Annotated in this window: 15 protein-coding genes; 9 read left to right on the forward strand and 6 right to left on the reverse strand. The window is 44.6% G+C overall.

The genetic code is table 11. The features are described 5' to 3' along the window. Nucleotides 1-392: 392 nt before the first annotated feature. Together AB1Y31_07375 and dmpG are read left to right on the forward strand one after the other, a co-directional pair. Entirely contained in the window at nt 393-1307 is a 915-nt protein-coding gene (locus AB1Y31_07375) for an acetaldehyde dehydrogenase (acetylating) (protein MEW4982986.1), read from the forward strand. Beyond that, entirely contained in the window at nt 1307-2377 is a 1071-nt protein-coding gene (dmpG, locus tag AB1Y31_07380) for a 4-hydroxy-2-oxovalerate aldolase (GenBank protein MEW4982987.1), read from the forward strand. The genes AB1Y31_07375 and dmpG overlap by 1 nt, the downstream gene beginning before the upstream one ends. Nucleotides 2378-2480: 103 nt before the next feature. On the opposite strand, the gene AB1Y31_07385 is transcribed toward dmpG, so the two are convergent. Further along, nucleotides 2481-2939: a hypothetical protein gene (locus AB1Y31_07385; protein MEW4982988.1), complete on the reverse strand. Its 459-nt coding sequence runs from the start codon at nt 2937-2939 to the stop codon at nt 2481-2483. A 372-nt stretch (nt 2940-3311) separates the two neighbouring features. Between AB1Y31_07385 and AB1Y31_07390 the strand changes: the two genes are divergently transcribed. The 4 genes from AB1Y31_07390 (at nt 3312) to mltF (ending at nt 7824) form a co-directional block, all read left to right on the forward strand. Continuing rightward, nucleotides 3312-5090 carry a DEAD/DEAH box helicase gene (locus tag AB1Y31_07390; GenBank protein MEW4982989.1) on the forward strand — a complete coding sequence of 593 codons (1779 nt, stop codon included), beginning with the start codon at nt 3312-3314 and terminating at the stop codon, nt 5088-5090. Between the two features lie 3 nt (nt 5091-5093). Then, entirely contained in the window at nt 5094-5303 is a 210-nt protein-coding gene (locus AB1Y31_07395; protein MEW4982990.1) for a SlyX family protein, read from the forward strand. 45 nt (nt 5304-5348) lie between these two features. Further along, nucleotides 5349-6269, forward strand: coding sequence for a ribosome biogenesis GTPase YlqF (gene ylqF / locus AB1Y31_07400; protein ID MEW4982991.1), 921 nt, complete (start codon nt 5349-5351; stop codon nt 6267-6269). 133 nt (nt 6270-6402) lie between these two features. Further along, nucleotides 6403-7824, forward strand: a complete 1422-nt coding sequence (gene mltF / locus AB1Y31_07405; protein MEW4982992.1) for a membrane-bound lytic murein transglycosylase MltF — start codon at nt 6403-6405, stop codon at nt 7822-7824. Here mltF and AB1Y31_07410 read toward each other — a convergent pair. The 4 genes from AB1Y31_07410 to guaB form a co-directional block, all read right to left on the reverse strand. After that, nucleotides 7819-8652, reverse strand: a complete 834-nt coding sequence (locus AB1Y31_07410; protein MEW4982993.1) for a lysophospholipase — start codon at nt 8650-8652, stop codon at nt 7819-7821. The genes mltF and AB1Y31_07410 overlap by 6 nt on opposite strands. Nucleotides 8653-8759: 107 nt before the next feature. Further along, the gene (gene tadA, locus AB1Y31_07415; protein ID MEW4982994.1) at nt 8760-9206 is read right to left on the reverse strand and encodes a tRNA adenosine(34) deaminase TadA; all 447 of its coding nucleotides are present in this window, start codon (nt 9204-9206) and stop codon (nt 8760-8762) included. A gap of 9 nt (nt 9207-9215) precedes the next feature. Next, nucleotides 9216-10805 (reverse strand): glutamine-hydrolyzing GMP synthase, encoded by a 1590-nt coding sequence (gene guaA, locus AB1Y31_07420; GenBank protein ID MEW4982995.1) that lies wholly within the window; start codon nt 10803-10805, stop codon nt 9216-9218. A gap of 15 nt (nt 10806-10820) precedes the next feature. Further along, nucleotides 10821-12287, reverse strand: a complete 1467-nt coding sequence (gene guaB / locus AB1Y31_07425; GenBank protein ID MEW4982996.1) for an IMP dehydrogenase — start codon at nt 12285-12287, stop codon at nt 10821-10823. A 44-nt stretch (nt 12288-12331) separates the two neighbouring features. Between guaB and xseA the strand changes: the two genes are divergently transcribed. From xseA to AB1Y31_07440, 3 genes are read left to right on the forward strand one after another with little or no spacing between them, the layout of a single operon-like run. Further along, a complete protein-coding gene (xseA, locus tag AB1Y31_07430) occupies nt 12332-13720 on the forward strand; it encodes an exodeoxyribonuclease VII large subunit (protein MEW4982997.1) in 1389 nt (462 codons plus the stop codon). Further along, entirely contained in the window at nt 13707-14552 is an 846-nt protein-coding gene (locus AB1Y31_07435; GenBank protein MEW4982998.1) for a peptidoglycan DD-metalloendopeptidase family protein, read from the forward strand. Before xseA ends, AB1Y31_07435 begins: the two co-directional genes overlap by 14 nt. A 5-nt stretch (nt 14553-14557) precedes the next feature. After that, complete coding sequence (locus AB1Y31_07440) at nt 14558-14833, forward strand: hypothetical protein (GenBank protein ID MEW4982999.1); 276 nt, start codon at nt 14558-14560, stop codon at nt 14831-14833. Nucleotides 14834-14840: 7 nt separating this feature from the next. On the opposite strand, the gene der is transcribed toward AB1Y31_07440, so the two are convergent. Then, complete coding sequence (gene der / locus AB1Y31_07445) at nt 14841-16247, reverse strand: ribosome biogenesis GTPase Der (protein MEW4983000.1); 1407 nt, start codon at nt 16245-16247, stop codon at nt 14841-14843. Nucleotide 16248: the final 1 nt, after the last annotated feature.

Raw genomic sequence — 16248 nt, forward strand, 5'->3', positions numbered from 1 at the left:
GTGCATCATGTAAGTCCTTTCTCCCTCTGCACTCAGACAGCCTAGAATAACTATTTCACCACTTTGCACCAGCGCCGAACTACTTACCTCCCTCAACTAGCGCATCAGCCAAACACTCATCATCAACAAATCACTGGGGCCAGGTATTCCAAATATACCGCCTAGTCATCGACACTACATAACCCAATGAGGACATATAAAACCCAATAAGAACAAAGGTTGGTGTTACAAGGCTTTTATGCCGATAGCAGCCCATAAGAAACCATAAAAACCTAGTTTTTTAGTAGCGCTGATAGTAACATTAGCGTTTGGTTATCTACAGCTACTACTGACAAGTAGCAAGAACAACCAAACCTCCTACAAACACTCCACTATTAACAATTGAGAATACTATGGAAAAAATCAAGTGTGCATTGATAGGGTCCGGCAATATTGGCACCGACCTAATCTATAAAATTCAACGAAGCCCTTATCTTGAACCCGTTTGGATGGTAGGGATTGACCCCGAGTCCGAAGGTTTAGTCCGTGCTAAAGATATGGGCCTAAAAGTGACCTCTGAAGGTGTAGACGGTTTATTGCCTCACGTGCTTGAGGACAATATTCAAATAGCGTTTGACGCAACAAGTGCTTATGTTCACGCTGACAACAGCCGTAAACTTAATGAGCTTGGCGTGCTGATGATTGATTTAACACCTGCGGCTATTGGGCCTTTATGCGTTCCCCCGGTCAACCTAAGTCAACATACTGAAAAGCTTGAAATGAACGTGAATATGATTTCATGTGCAGGGCAAGCAACAATACCCATTATTAGTGCGGTTTCAAGTCTGCAATCTGTTGAATACGCAGAAATTGTTGCCAGTCTAGCCTCAAAATCTGTCGGCATGGGTACCCGTGAAAACCTTGATGAATTTACTTACACGACGTCTAACGCCATTGAAACAGTCGGCGGCGCACGCAAAGGTAAAGCCTTGGCTATTATCAACCCCGCTGAGCCTCCTCTCATTATGCGTAATACCATTTACTGCATTACGGATGACAAACCCCAAGAGGAAAAGATTATTGAATCAATACTCAATATGATCGAAGAGGTTAAAAAGTACGTTCCTGGTTATAAACTCATTAACGGCCCTATTTTTGATGGCAATAAAATCTCTGTTTTTATGGAAGTTGAAGGTCTTGGTGATTACTTACCTAAATATGCAGGCAACCTCGATGTGATGACCGCAGCAGCCACCCGAACAGCAGAGATGTTTGCCGAAGAAATTCAAACTGGAAAAATAACACTTAAACCTGTGGAGGCTTCGTAATGTCTGAGTCAACAACCGAAAAGCTAAGCTCGTTAGACGGTCGTAAAGTTATTCTGCATGATATGTGTTTACGTGATGGCATGCACGCCAAGCGTGAACAGATTTCTGTTGAAGAAATGGTGACTGTTGCGACAGCGTTAGACGATGCTGGCGTTCCTTATATTCAAGTAACTCACGGTGCCGGCCTTGGTGGTAACTCGCTTCAGCACGGCTTCTCACTGGCCAGTAACGAGGAATACATCACTGCCGTTGCAGAAAAAATGAAGCAAGCGATTGTCTCTGTTTTGTTGATTCCAGGTATGGGAACAATGAAGGAATTGCAATCAGCTTATGATTGCGGTGCGCGAAGTGTCCATGTAGCAACCCATTGTACGGAAGCTAATACATCACCTCAGCATATGGCCTTTGCACGTGAGCTGGGTATGGATACCACTGGCTTCTTAATGATGGCCCATTTAAATGATGCCAAAGGGCTTGCTGAGCAAGCGGCGCTAATGGAGTCATATGGTGCGCAAACTGTTTACCTAACTGATTCTGCTGGTTATATGTTGCCTGAAGACGTAACACGTTGTATTTCTAGGTTACGTGATACCTTGAAACCTGAAACAGAAATTGGTTTTCATGGCCATCATAACTTGGGTATGGGTATAGCTAACTCTATTGCCGCTATTGAAGCTGGCGCTAGCCGCATTGATGGTTCAGCGGCTGGTCTTGGTGCTGGTGCGGGTAATACACCGCTAGAAGTTTTTGCTGCCGTTTGCGAACGCATGGGCATTGAAACCGGCGTTGACCTTTTCAAACTGATGGATCTGTCTGAGAATATTATTCTTCCTATGATGGATCATATTATTCGTGTCGATAGAGAGTCGTTAACATTAGGTTATGCGGGTGTTTATTCAACCTTCTTGCTACATGCCAAACGTGCAGCAGAACGTTTTGGCATCCCTGCTCGAGATATTTTAGTTGAACTTGGCAAAAAGAAAATGATCGCCGGTCAAGAAGATATGATCGTAGATACCGCGATGACAATGGCGAAAAAACGAGGCATAAAAATAGTTACTAGCGCGTAAGGATAAAACCAGACCTTGCTTTAATAAAAAAGCCTCGCCATTTATTGGCGAGGCTTTTTTGTTCACGAAAACAAAGAAATTTCCAAATAAGTTTTTTTAAAGCTTAAACACCAAGCGCATCTCTGGTTAACGAACCGCCTGACCCTTGCAAAGGCCCCAATGGGTTTTTGCGTGATTTTTCAGAATCCATAAATGGCACCCCACTCCAAATTTTATACACGGCCACACCATTATCCAGCACAATCAGGGCATCAAAACGCCAGCCAGTTTCAAGTGTTTTACGCTTAAAACCTAATAAGTCCTTAAACATCCCGCCCACACGTTTCCTCTTAATAATGCCTGGGTGCGCCTCATACGCGATACATGCTTCCTGTTTAGCTAAGCAATCCCTGACACTGACAGGTAAATGTTCCAACTTAACGGAATTAGTGGGCATGAACTTCCGAATAACGTCCAAGTAAGACAGTATTTTCACATTCGGCGTTGAATAAGGGTCAAAACCCAGTTTTTTTAACTCTTTGACCGTCGTTTGCTTAAGAATGACCTGATCATATGCTGACATTACTGCATTGAAACTATCCCAAGGCGACTTTGTTATCTCCTCAGTCCTAGGAAGCGGGCTCCCACATGCTGATAACAACAAAAAGACCGACAACGTGAGCATTCGAGTCAAGTAATTTAATGAACCCTGTTTCATTTCAACATCCTTTTACGGCTATTATTGTTGTTAACTTAACTTAGAGAATAGCCGATTATGACGGATTTGCTTATATTTAATGTGTTAAATAAGCAACCACAGCATCATATTTTCCAACTGACAAGGTTAATTTCCAACTTCTGTCCATAAAAGTTTATAATACCCGATTATCCCTGATAGAAAGCCATAGGTTATAAATCGCCTAACGCATCCACTGTCCCAATTTAAGGCCCTAAAATGACATCCGAAACAACCATAGGCTTCGCTGACTTAGCGTTGTCTGCCCCCGTAATGGACGCTCTAAAACACATCGGTTATGAGCAACCTTCCCCTATTCAAGCTGAAGCAATTCCACACCTCTTAGGGGGCTTTGACCTCATTGGTACAGCACAAACTGGAACGGGCAAAACAGCCGCCTTTGCACTCCCACTTCTGTCTAAAATTGACCTGAAAAAGGCTGAACCGCAAGTTCTTGTATTGGCACCCACTCGTGAACTGGCTATTCAAGTCGCCGAGGCATTCAAAACCTACGCCAGCGCTATGAAAGGCTTCAACGTGCTACCAATATACGGCGGCCAAAGCATGGATACACAATTACGCCAACTTCGCCGTGGTGTACACGTGGTGGTCGGCACACCCGGTCGTGTTATGGACCATTTACGCCGCAAAACATTAAAGCTAAATAGCCTGCAAACCATCGTACTGGATGAAGGCGACGAAATGTTACGCATGGGCTTTATCGATGACGTAGAGTGGATTTTAGATCAAACTCCTGAACAACGTCAGGTAGCGCTGTTTTCAGCCACCATGCCAGCTCCAATTAGGCGTGTCGCGGATAAATACCTAAATTCGCCAAAAGTGGTCAAAATTATTTCCAAAACATCAACCGTTGAAAGTATTGAGCAACGTTTTTGGATGGTCAGTGGACTGCATAAACTAGATGCCTTGACACGTATTTTAGAAGTAGAAGAGTTTGACGGCATTATTATGTTCGTTCGCACCAAAGCACTCACCGTAGAGCTTGCAGAAAAACTGGAAGCACGCGGTTATTCAGCTTCGGCCATTAATGGCGATATGACACAGGCTTTGCGTGAAAGAACCATTGCGCAATTAAAAAAAGGCCAAATTGATATTTTAGTCGCCACCGACGTCGCCGCTCGCGGCATTGATGTTAAGCGCATCAGTCACGTTGTTAATTACGACATACCATACGACACAGAAGCCTATGTACACCGTATTGGCCGTACTGGTCGTGCTGGCCGTACCGGTAAAGCCATCTTATTTGTTGCGCCACGCGAACGTCGCCTACTACGGGCCATTGAAAAAGCAACGCGCCAACCTATTACAGCGATGGAATTGCCAACGCGCCAGCAAGTTAATGAAAAGCGCGCAAGTCAATTCAAGCAGTCCATTACCAACACATTAAGCAGTGAAGACTTAGGTTTCTTTCACCAAGTTATTCAGTCATATTTAGAAGAACACGACGCCGACCCTATTCAATTGGCGGGTGCACTTGCCTATATGGCGCAAAAGGGTAAACCCCTTATACTGCAAGAAGGCTCGAAGAGATCTTCTAAAGAAGGCCGTGCTGGTAGCGAAAGACCGACTAAAGAACGTCAAAGCAAGTCGCTAAGGCCGAGCAAAGATGACTTGCCTAAAAGCAAGCGTGGCAACCCAAAAGTGCCTAAGGACAATTATCGCATTGAAGTCGGTAAAGACCACAACGTTGTGCCGGGCGACATCGTCGGCGCTATTGCCAACGAAGCCGATGTAGAACCTAGAAATATTGGCCACATTGAAATACTAGGCGACCATAGTTACATTGAATTGCCTGTTGGAATGCCAAAGGTAGTATTCGAAAGCCTTAAAAAAATTCGCGTACGCAACCAACCGCTCAATATCGAACTAACAGACCACGTAGCAAAACCGGCTGCAACCTCAGCTAAACCTGATAAAGGCAAGAAAAAAACATACACTAAGAAACCTAAAAAGAAAAAAACTAAAAAGACTTCATAACGCATGATGGAAAAGAGAATCACTGAGCTTGAAATAAAAGTGGCTTACCAAGAAGACACGATCCAGCAGTTGGATCGTGTTATTTGCCAACAGCAAGATCAAATAGACTCACTAAAAAAGCAATTTAAACAGCTGGCACAAAACGCCCAAGATCCAAATGAAGAAGCTAAGAGCCTATTCTCTGCAATAGATGAAGTTCCACCGCACTACTAAACAGCACGCTTAACATCACTCCATATTAAACGGTAACTATCTATTATGAGCATTAACTGGTACCCAGGGCATATGCACAAAGCCCAGAAGGAGATTAAAAAGCGTCTCCCCGATGTTGATATGTTCATTGAAGTATTGGATGCTAGGATTCCATACAGCAGCGAAAATCCAATGCTGGCTGAAATCCGTGGTGACAAGCCCTGTATTAAAATTTTAAACAAAACGGACCTTGCTGAGGATGATAAAACAAAGGAATGGCAACGCTACCTAGAGCAAAAAAAGAACACGAAAACACTCGCTCTTAATTTAAACCAACCCAATAAAAGTGAGCAAATATTTTCACTGTGCCATAAGCTTGTACCTAATAAAGGCACGGTAATCACCCCCATCACTTGTTTGATTACTGGCATTCCAAATGTTGGGAAATCTACGTTAATCAATGCCTTAGCTGGAAGAACTATTGCAAAGACAGGTAACGAGCCTGCCGTGACCCAAACTCAACAACGCATTGATCTTGGCAATAATATTATTCTATTTGATACCCCCGGTTTACTTTGGCCAAAAGTAGAAAACGAAGACAGTGGTTATCGCTTAGCGGTCACCGGTGCAATAAAAGACACCGCCATTGAATATGACGATATTGCATATTACGCAGCGGAGTACTTTCTAAAAGGACACTTAAACGCGTTAATGGAGAGGTACTCTTTAGACGAACCACCCAGAGACGAGACCGCTCTACTTGAGGCCATCGGAAAAAAAAGGGGTGCCCTCGTCAGTGGCGGCCGAATTAACCTAAACAAAACATCCGCTATCTTTATCCACGATTACCGGAGCGGCGCGTTGGGTCCCATCACACTCGAAACCCCAGAAAAAGTTGAAGTTGAAGTCGCTAAAACCGAAAAAAGAATCGCTGATAAAGCTGCATTAAAAGCGACCCGTAAGAAAAACTGGAAGAACAAAAAATAGCCCACCTAAATAACTTTCTGCCGTTAAGCAAAACAGTCGATTCCATTCAGTTTTATAAAAAGCTTCTTCTTTAACCCCTATAGTATTTTAATTTTCAGCATTTTTTATTAGAAACTCAGCTAATCTATAGGTTATGTTTAGAGCACCCACTATCAAATATGCATTTCTTCTTATTTCTGCATATTTCTTGTCGAGCTGTACAACGCCCTCGTCAACATTAGAGACTGTTATAGAGCGCGGTGAATTGGTGGTGCTGACACGGTTAGACCCGACTACCTATATGGTCGACGAATCTGGCACGCATGGTTTTGAATACGAATTAGCATCCTTATTTGCAGATAGTCTAGGCGTCAATATACGCTTCATCTTTCCTGAACAATTCCAGCATCTTTTACAACTAACAGAAAAAAACGAAGCCGATTTTATAGCGGCGGGACTGAGCATTACACCGGGCCGCGAGGGCTTACTAAATTTCACGCAACCGTATTACGAGGTAACACAACAGGTTATTTATCATTACAGAACACGTCGACCGAAATCAATTAGCCAGCTTACTAGCTCTTTTTTTGAAGTATTAGCCGGCTCTAGCCACGCCGAGAACCTTCGAGAACTTAAAACGTCATACCCTAAACTTTCTTGGATTGAAGCCAGCAATACAAGTGTTCTAGAGTTAGTTTCCATGGTGAACGATCACTTACTGGATTACACCATTGTAGACTCCAATCAGTTTCAAATTATTCGCAGTCAGTTCCCGAAACTCAACCGCGCTTTTGATATTTCCAAACCTGAAAAAATTGCCTGGGCTTTCCCTATCAGTGATGACCACAGCTTATACAACGAAGCCGTAAGGTTTCTTGATGAACTTAAAAAAACGGGTGTGTTAGAGCAGCTCAAAGATAAACACTTTGGTTATTCCAAGCAATTGAACTATGTGGGAATTTGTACTTTCAGGCAACACTCGCAAGCTAGACTACCCAAATTACTCGACTATTTTCACGTTGCCGCTGACAAATATAAACTTGACTGGAAGCTCCTCGCCGCAGTCGCCTACCAAGAATCCCATTGGAACAAACACGCCATCTCCCCAACCGGTGTCCGTGGCATTATGATGCTAACCAGAGCAACCGCTAAACAGATGAAAGTGACTAACCGATTAGACCCCGAGCAAAGCATCGATGGTGGCGCCCATTATCTCTCAACGCGTATTAAAAAAATTCCTAAACGTATCGCTGAACCTGACAGAACTTGGATGGCACTTGCCTCCTATAATATAGGCCTAGGGCATTTGGAAGACGCACGTATTTTGACCCAACGGCAAGGTGCTAATCCAGACAGATGGATTGATGTAAAACAGCGGTTACCCCTGCTAGCAGAGAAAAAATGGTACAAAAAAACCAAGTATGGTTACGCCCGCGGCAAGGAACCGGTGACCTACGTTGAGAACGTTCGTCAATACCTTAAAATGTTAAATCAGCTGAATTCAGCTACCGCAGACATTGAAGAAAGTACGATCAACACAGGTACAACTTTAGATATAAAACTGCCCGCATTATAGCCGCCCCCTCATCCAAGCAATACTGTAATCAAATACATCTTCTTTTTTAGGTTCATGATGAAGTTCGTGATAAAAATCTTCCCAGATCTTTAATGTGCACTGCTGGCCAGCACAATCAGCAAACAATGTGCTTGCCTTATGACACGTCAATTCATCAGCATCACCGTGCATCATTAACATCGGAAGGTTCACTAGCGATGCATCCTCCAACAACCCCTCACCCTCTTCCAATAGCTGCGTTCCAAATTTAGCTGAAATTCTATCGTGATTTAACGAGTCACTCTTATAACTTGCTAACAGCGTCTTATCTCTTGTTAACGCATTTCTATCAACCTCATTAGACAACGATAATGTTGGCCAAATAGACTGTAAATATCGCCCCATAATCACCTTCCACTTGGGCGGCTCGAAGGCTGGTTTAAACATAGGTGCGCTTAAAATAACGCCTTTAAATTCGCCAGGGTTCGACAAAATATACTTTAGCGCTAATGTCCCTCCTAAGCTGTGACCATAAATAAAGTGAGGTTTTTCCAAGTCGACCCGCGCGCCCTTGTATAAAAAATGCTCTATGTCTCGCACCATTTGCTGAAAGTCGTCACAATGTCCGCGTTGTCCATCCGACCTCCCATGCCCGCGCAAATCAAACGAAACAACCTCGACGCCATGGGATACATAGTATTCTGCCATAGTGGCATAGCGACCACTGTGCTCACCCAAGCCGTGAATAAGACAAACAACCATACTGGGCTCGCCCTCAGTCTGCCATCTAACCGCATGCATGGGTGTGCCATCAGACGCTAGCCATTTAGTTTCAGTGTGTATCGCCATTGTTCACCTTATCTCCATTATCAACATATTAAACCTATATATTGAAAGTGAAGGCAAGACCTAAAAATTATTTTTGAGAATAGACTAATGCGTTAACAACGTGCGTGCTAACGCCTCTTCTTGAAGAAAGACGTCAATAAATGCGAGCACTCATCAGCCAGTATTTCCCCAGACCATTCAACATGGTGGTTTGCATAATTGGCTTTAGTTAATGACAGAGCGCTGCAGATTGCGCCACGCTTCGCATCTAAAGCGCCAAACACGATACGTTTAATTCTTGCGTGTTGAATAGCCCCCATGCACATAACGCAGGGCTCGAGGGTAACGTAAAGTGTTGTATCAACTAAGCGATAATTACCTAGCAATTGACTGGCTTGACGAATGGCGACTATTTCCGCATGCGCCGTTGGGTCACTGTTTCTTATTGGCAGGTTATAGCCTTCGCCGATACATTGCTGGTCTTTTACTATAATCGCGCCAACCGGCACCTCACCAACTTCTTCTGCCCTATGCGCCAACGCAATAGCTCGGCGCATCCAAGCCTGATCATCCATTGATGTTTATTATTCCCACTCAATCGTTGCAGGCGGCTTTCCTGAAATGTCGTAAGTAACGCGAGAAATACCTGATATTTCATTGATGATTCGATTTGACACATGACCTAAAAATTCATACGGCAAGTGCGCCCAATGAGCCGTCATAAAGTCAACTGTTTCAACTGCGCGCAAGGCAATTACGTATTCGTAACGGCGGCCATCACCCGTCACGCCCACCGATTTGATCGGTAAAAAGACGGCAAACGCCTGACTGGTCTTGTGATACAAATCATGTTTATAAAGCTCACTGATAAAAATATCATCAGCGAGACGTAATAGATCCGCGTATTCTTTTTTAACTTCGCCGAGGATGCGAACGCCTAACCCTGGCCCTGGAAACGGATGACGGTAAACCATGTCTGATGGCAAGCCAAGCTCAACACCCATTTGCCGGACTTCATCTTTGAATAACTCGCGCAAGGGTTCAACAAGCTTTAGCTTCATATCATCAGGCAAGCCACCCACGTTATGATGCGATTTAATAAGGTGTGCTTTGCCCGTTTTAGCGCCAGCAGATTCAATAACATCTGGGTAAATTGTGCCTTGCGCCAGCCATTTTGCATTAGTTAACTTAGCTGATTCTTCATCAAAAATTTCAATGAACAAATTACCGATAATTTTTCTCTTTTTCTCGGGGTCTGATTCACCTTTAAGCTTATCAAGGTAACGTTGTTCTGCATTAACGCGAATGACATGAACGCCCATATGTTCGGCAAACATGGCCATTACTTGGTCACCTTCGTTAAGGCGTAATAATCCCGTATCAACAAACACACAGATTAATTGATCGCCAATCGCTTTGTGCAATAAAGCGGCAACAACTGAGGAGTCTACACCACCGGATAAGCCAAGAATTACTTGGTCTGTACCCACTTGCTGGCGGACTGATTCAATACTACTATCGATAATATTTTTTGATGTCCATAAAGGGTCGCATTGACAAATATCCAACACAAAGCGACTTAATATTCGTCCACCTTGTTTTGTATGCGTGACCTCTGGATGGAATTGCAGACCGTAAAATTTCCTCTGCTCATCAGCCATTCCTGCAATAGGCGCACTGTCAGTACTTGCCATTAGTTTGAAGTTATCTGGCAACTCAACCACTTTATCGCCATGACTCATCCACACATCTAACATGCCATAGCCTTCTGGCGTCGTGTGGTCTTCAATATCTCTGAGCAATTCAGTATGGCCTCGCGCACGAATACTCGCATAACCAAATTCTTTATGCTCTGACGCTTCAACACGACCGCCCAGTTGAGCAGCCATTGTTTGCATGCCGTAACAAATACCAAGTACTGGCACGCCAAGCTCAAACACTACTTGCGGCGCTTGCGGCGCGTCACCTTCTGTGACCGTTTCTGGCCCACCCGATAAAATAATTCCATTAGCCTTAAAGTCACTAATCGCTAGCGGCTCTACGTCATACGGATAAATCTCACAATAAACGCCAATCTCACGCACACGCCTTGCTATCAACTGCGTGTATTGCGAACCAAAATCTAAAATAAGGATTTTATGAGAATGGATATCCTCGTGCTGTTGTGTATTCAAACTAAACCTCTTTGTTTATCGTTCAATACGATAATTGGGTGCTTCTTTAGTAATGGTGACGTCGTGAACGTGACTTTCTCGCATGCCGGCGCTCGTCACTCGGACAAATTTTGCTTTATGTCGCATTTCTTCAATGCTTTCACAGCCGGTATAACCCATGCTGGAACGTAAACCACCGACCAGTTGATGAACAATGTTCACCATCGTACCTTTGTAAGCCACACGACCCTCGATACCTTCAGGCACCAATTTTTCGGTTTCGCTACTTTCTTGGAAATATCGGTCACTTGAACCTTCTTGCTGCGACATCGCACCTAGCGAGCCCATACCTCGGTAACTCTTGTACGAACGCCCTTGAAACAGCTCCACCTCACCCGGTGCTTCTTCGGTACCGGCTAATAAACTGCCCAACATCACTGAGCTAGCACCCGCGGCGATCACTTTAGCGACGTCCCCAGAGAAACGCACACCGCCATCTGAAATAACCGGAATACCCGTCCCTTTCAGTGCTTGTACTGCATTATCAACAGCGGTGATTTGCGGCACACCAACACCGGCAACGATACGTGTGGTACAAATTGAACCGGGGCCAATACCTACTTTCACAGCATCTACGCCTGCATCGGCAAGCGCCAACGCCGCATCAGCCGTGGCGATATTGCCACCAATAACCTGTAGCTCTGGGTAATTCTTTTTCACCCATGTTACGCGATCCAACACGCCTTGCGAGTGGCCATGCGCAGTATCAACAATCACTACGTCGACACCTGCATCGACCAGCGCGCCGATACGGTCTTCGGTTCCATATCCAGTGCCCACTGCCGCACCAACCCTAAGACGCTCTTGGTTATCTTTACAGGCTTGCGGGTAGTCTCTCGCTTTCTGAATATCTTTAACGGTAATCATGCCGCGAAGTTGGAAGTTTTTATCAACGACCAGTACTTTTTCAATGCGGTGCTTATGAAGTAGCCCAATCACTTCGGCTTTACTCGCACCTTCTTGAACGGTCACCAGTTTTTCTTTAGGCGTCATCGCCGACTCAATCAGCGCATCTAAATGTGTTTCAAAACGTAAATCACGACTCGTCACAATCCCAACAAGGTCGCTACCGTTAACAACGGGCACCCCAGAGATATTATGCTGGCGGGTCAGCGCCATCACATCACGAATGCTGGTTCGCGAGGTGACTGTGATAGGGTCTTTAATCACACCACTTTCAAAGCGTTTCACTTTCAACACTTCCAACGCTTGTTGCTCGGCTGTCATGTTTTTGTGGATAATACCAATCCCACCTTCTTGTGCCAAGGCGATGGCTAAACGGGCTTCTGTCACCGTATCCATTGCCGCAGAAAGAACTGGGATGTTAAGAGAAATACCGCGCGTAAGCTGTGTTTGTAGACTAACGTCACGAGGAAGTACCGTTGAATGTGCCGGCACTAACAAAACATCATCAAATGTTAAGGCTTCTTGTTCGAATCGCATATTATCTTTAGGCTTGTCGTAGAAAAAGCAGCTCATTATAAGGTATGCTCCACTATTTATCATCTAATAGATATTATTCTGGCTTTATGCACGAAAACACACATATTTACAGCGTCTCCGAGCTTTGCCGAGAAACCCGCCTTTTACTTGAAGGAACATTTTTAACACTCACCATTGAGGGTGAAATATCTAACCTATCGCGCCCCGCTTCTGGGCATATTTACTTCACTTTAAAAGATGATAAGGCCCAAGTGCAATGCGCGATGTTTCGCGCACAACTTCGTAAGGTTGGTTTCAAACCAGTCAACGGCAGCCGTATTACGCTAAAGGCTCGCGTTAGCTTGTATGAAGCACGAGGCAATTTCCAATTGATCGTCGAACAGATGGAAGCCGCTGGCGAAGGCGCGCTGCGACAACAATTTGAAATATTGAAACAAAAGCTTGCTGACGAGGGGCTATATGATCAGGCGTATAAAAGAGCATTACCTGAATTAGCCAACAAGGTGGGCGTCATCACCTCTTCTAGCGGCGCGGCTATTCATGATATTTTGAGCGTTCTGAATAATCGCTTTCCCGCCTTGCCGGTGCTCATTTACCCCATTAGCGTGCAAGGGGATAGCGCTAAACACGAGGCGGTAGCGGCGATCGAGCTAGCTAACAAACGACAAGACTGCGACGTGATTATTCTTGCTCGTGGTGGTGGTTCCTTAGAAGATTTATGGGCCTTTAACGAGGAAATTGTTGCTCGGGCGATCCACCAATCATCAATACCCATTATTAGCGCTATTGGTCATGAAGTTGATTTCACCATCGCTGACTTTGTTGCTGATTACCGCGCACCTACGCCATCGGCTGCGGCCGAAGCCGTTAGCCCGGATCAACAGCAATGGCTTAGTCATTTTAGTTATTTAGCAAAACAACTAAGCACTGCCTTAACGGCTGATATCTCTGATAAAAACCGACGCCTAGAGCATCTTCAGCACCGTTTAAAACATAGCCACCCAGGCGCACAACTCCAAATGCACGCACAACGCTTGGACGATTGCCAAGCACGTTTACAACAATCGCCACAGCGTATTATTCAACAAGGGAAATTGCGTCTATCCCAGCTGAGTGCTCGCTTACTAAACAACAACCCTATTCAGCGAACACATGCCTTACAACAGCGTTTATCATCGGCGCAGCAACGCTTATCAACACCGATTCAACGCCGGTTACAACAGGCACGTATTCGCTTTACAGATTGTAATAAGGGGCTAGAGACACTGAGTCCTTTAGCAACCTTATCTAGGGGGTACAGCATCAGCAAACGTGATAGCGATGGTGCAATCATTAAGAGTATTCATCAGCTTACGCTAGGTGAAACAATAAATATTCAATTGACCGATGGAACATTGAAAACAAATTTGGAAGCCATCAATGAGAGTTCTTAATTTTTACCTGTTAATCAGTGGCTTACTAATGGCCAATATTGCCAACGCATTTCCACAACAAAGCCCTGTACCTGGTGGTATTGCGATCGTTGCGCTCGACGGCAAAACACCACCCAATGTTTACTATAACAAGCGTAAAGTTTTAACCGTGCTCAAAAATGATAAATGGTTGGCCATAGTCGGCATACCTTTATCAACAAAACCGGGCAACTATGCTTTAGTCGATAGAAAAACGGCTCAATCAACGCCTTTCAGCGTGACCGACAAGACCTATCCAGCGCAATATATAAACTTAAAGAAAACAGCTAAGAACAAGCGCATGATCAACCCAAACAAAATGGATATGGAACGAATAAATCGCGAGCGAAAAACGCTTTCTAGCGCTTTAGCAACTTGGAGTAACGACGTTCCACAAGTTGATTTTATTTTGCCTGCTCACGGCCGCCTAAGCAGCCCCTTTGGACTGAAACGTTTCTTCAACAAGCAAGCACGAAAGCCACATAGCGGCCTTGATATAGCCGCGCCCACCGGTTCAGCTGTTGTTGCTCCTGCCGCTGGAACTGTTATTGATGTTGGACACTATTTTTTTAACGGCAATACCGTTCTTGTCGATCATGGGCAAGGGCTTATTAGTGGTTACTTCCATTTAAGTAAAACGCTCGTAAACATTGGGGATACTATCCATCAGGGACAAAAAATTGCTGAAATTGGTGCCACAGGCCGTGTAACGGGCCCACATCTACATTGGAATGTTTATTTAAACAACACCAAGGTTGACCCTGCCTTCTTTATTAGCGACCATATACACAAACTCGCTACAAAGAAAAAATAAGCCACATGCATATTAAAGACCTCTGTACTCATTGTGACCACTGGACTATTACAACAATAGTCCATGATGGAAAAGTCGCCACATTTACCTGTACACACTGTAAAAACTCCTTCGACTTACCTTGGGACACTAATACGCGGTTTCTTATTCGTTCTATTCGACACAGCTTAAAGAAACGCACCAAGAAATACCCTGAGCTTGTAGGACTAAAGTACGAAGGCGATGCTGTTAAACTTGAAGAAAGGGCAGACAAACCAAAAAGCCCTCGAGCTTGTAAATAACAATCACTTAACGATGTTTAGGCCTGCTTCGCTTCTTCTCTTTCAGTTTAGCCACCTTACCTTTTTCAATATTCTTTGCTGACTTTCTAGTTTTCTTCAAGTAAGGGTTATCAGGCGATTTAAATTCGATTCTTATCGGCGTTCCTACCAGACCTAGCTTTTCTCTAAACGCATTCATCAAATAACGTTTATAGCTGCCAGGAACCGCCACCGTTTGGTTGCCATGAATGATGACAACGGGCGGGTTTTGCCCACCTTGGTGTGCAAATTTAAGTTTAATGCGGCGGCCACCTACTAGCGGTGGCTGATGCGCTTTAATTGCGTTTTCGAGAATTTCTGTCAAACGTGGCGTCGACATATCAATCATCGCTGAACGATATAACGCACCAATAGATTCGAACAGTTTACCCACTCCGCTGCCGTGCAAGGCGGAAATAAAATAACGCTCTGCGTATTCAAGGAAACTAAGTTTCACATCAATCTGGCGTTTTACCTTATCTCGCTGATCTTCTGATAACCCGTCCCATTTATTTAGACCAATCACTAGTGCTCGACCCGTTTCCAACACCATGCCTAATAAGCTAGCATCTTGATCAGTCACACCTTCACTGGCATCGATAAGGTAAATAACCACATGTGTATCGTCGATAGCACGCAATGTTTGCACGATGCTAAATTTCTCGATCACTTCAGAGACTTTAGCTCGACGACGCACGCCGGCTGTATCAATCAGCGTGTATTTTGTGCCGTCGCGTTCAAATGGAATAAAAACACTATCACGCGTGGTGCCTGGCTGATCGAATACGACCACTCTCTCTTCACCTAGTAGGCGGTTAATCAGTGTTGACTTGCCTACATTAGGACGACCAATAACGGCCACCCTAATTCCATCTCCAGCCAATGCGTCGTCAAAAGACTCAATCTTCGGCAAAATACTCATAACATGCTTCAGTAACTCAAGCACACCTCGGCCGTGTGTCGCGGCAATGGGCCACGGCTTTTCGAAGCCCATTTTATGGAATTCTGCAACATGAGTATTTGCATCAAGCCCATCGATTTTATTCGCAACCAGCACGACTTGTTTGCCAAGTTTACGTAGATTCTTGCCTATTTCTTCGTCAATAGGGTGGATGCCATGACGCGTATCGACCAGAAATAGAACTACATCCGCCTCTTCCAACGCGCGCTCTACTTGCTCTACGGCAACACCATCAATGCCATCTGAGGTGGCGGTAATACCGCCTGTATCAACTACCAGCGATTTAATATCGGCCCGTTTAACCAGTCCATACTGACGATCGCGGGTAAGCCCAGGGTAGTCGGCAACAAGTGCATCGCGTGTTCGCGTTAAATAATTAAACAGGGTTGATTTGCCGACATTAGGTCGACCAACAAGTGCGATAACCGGTAACATT

Origin of the sequence: Cycloclasticus sp., assembly GCA_040743155.1 — a bacterium.
In the GTDB taxonomy this organism is placed as follows: Bacteria; Pseudomonadota; Gammaproteobacteria; order Methylococcales; family Cycloclasticaceae; genus Cycloclasticus.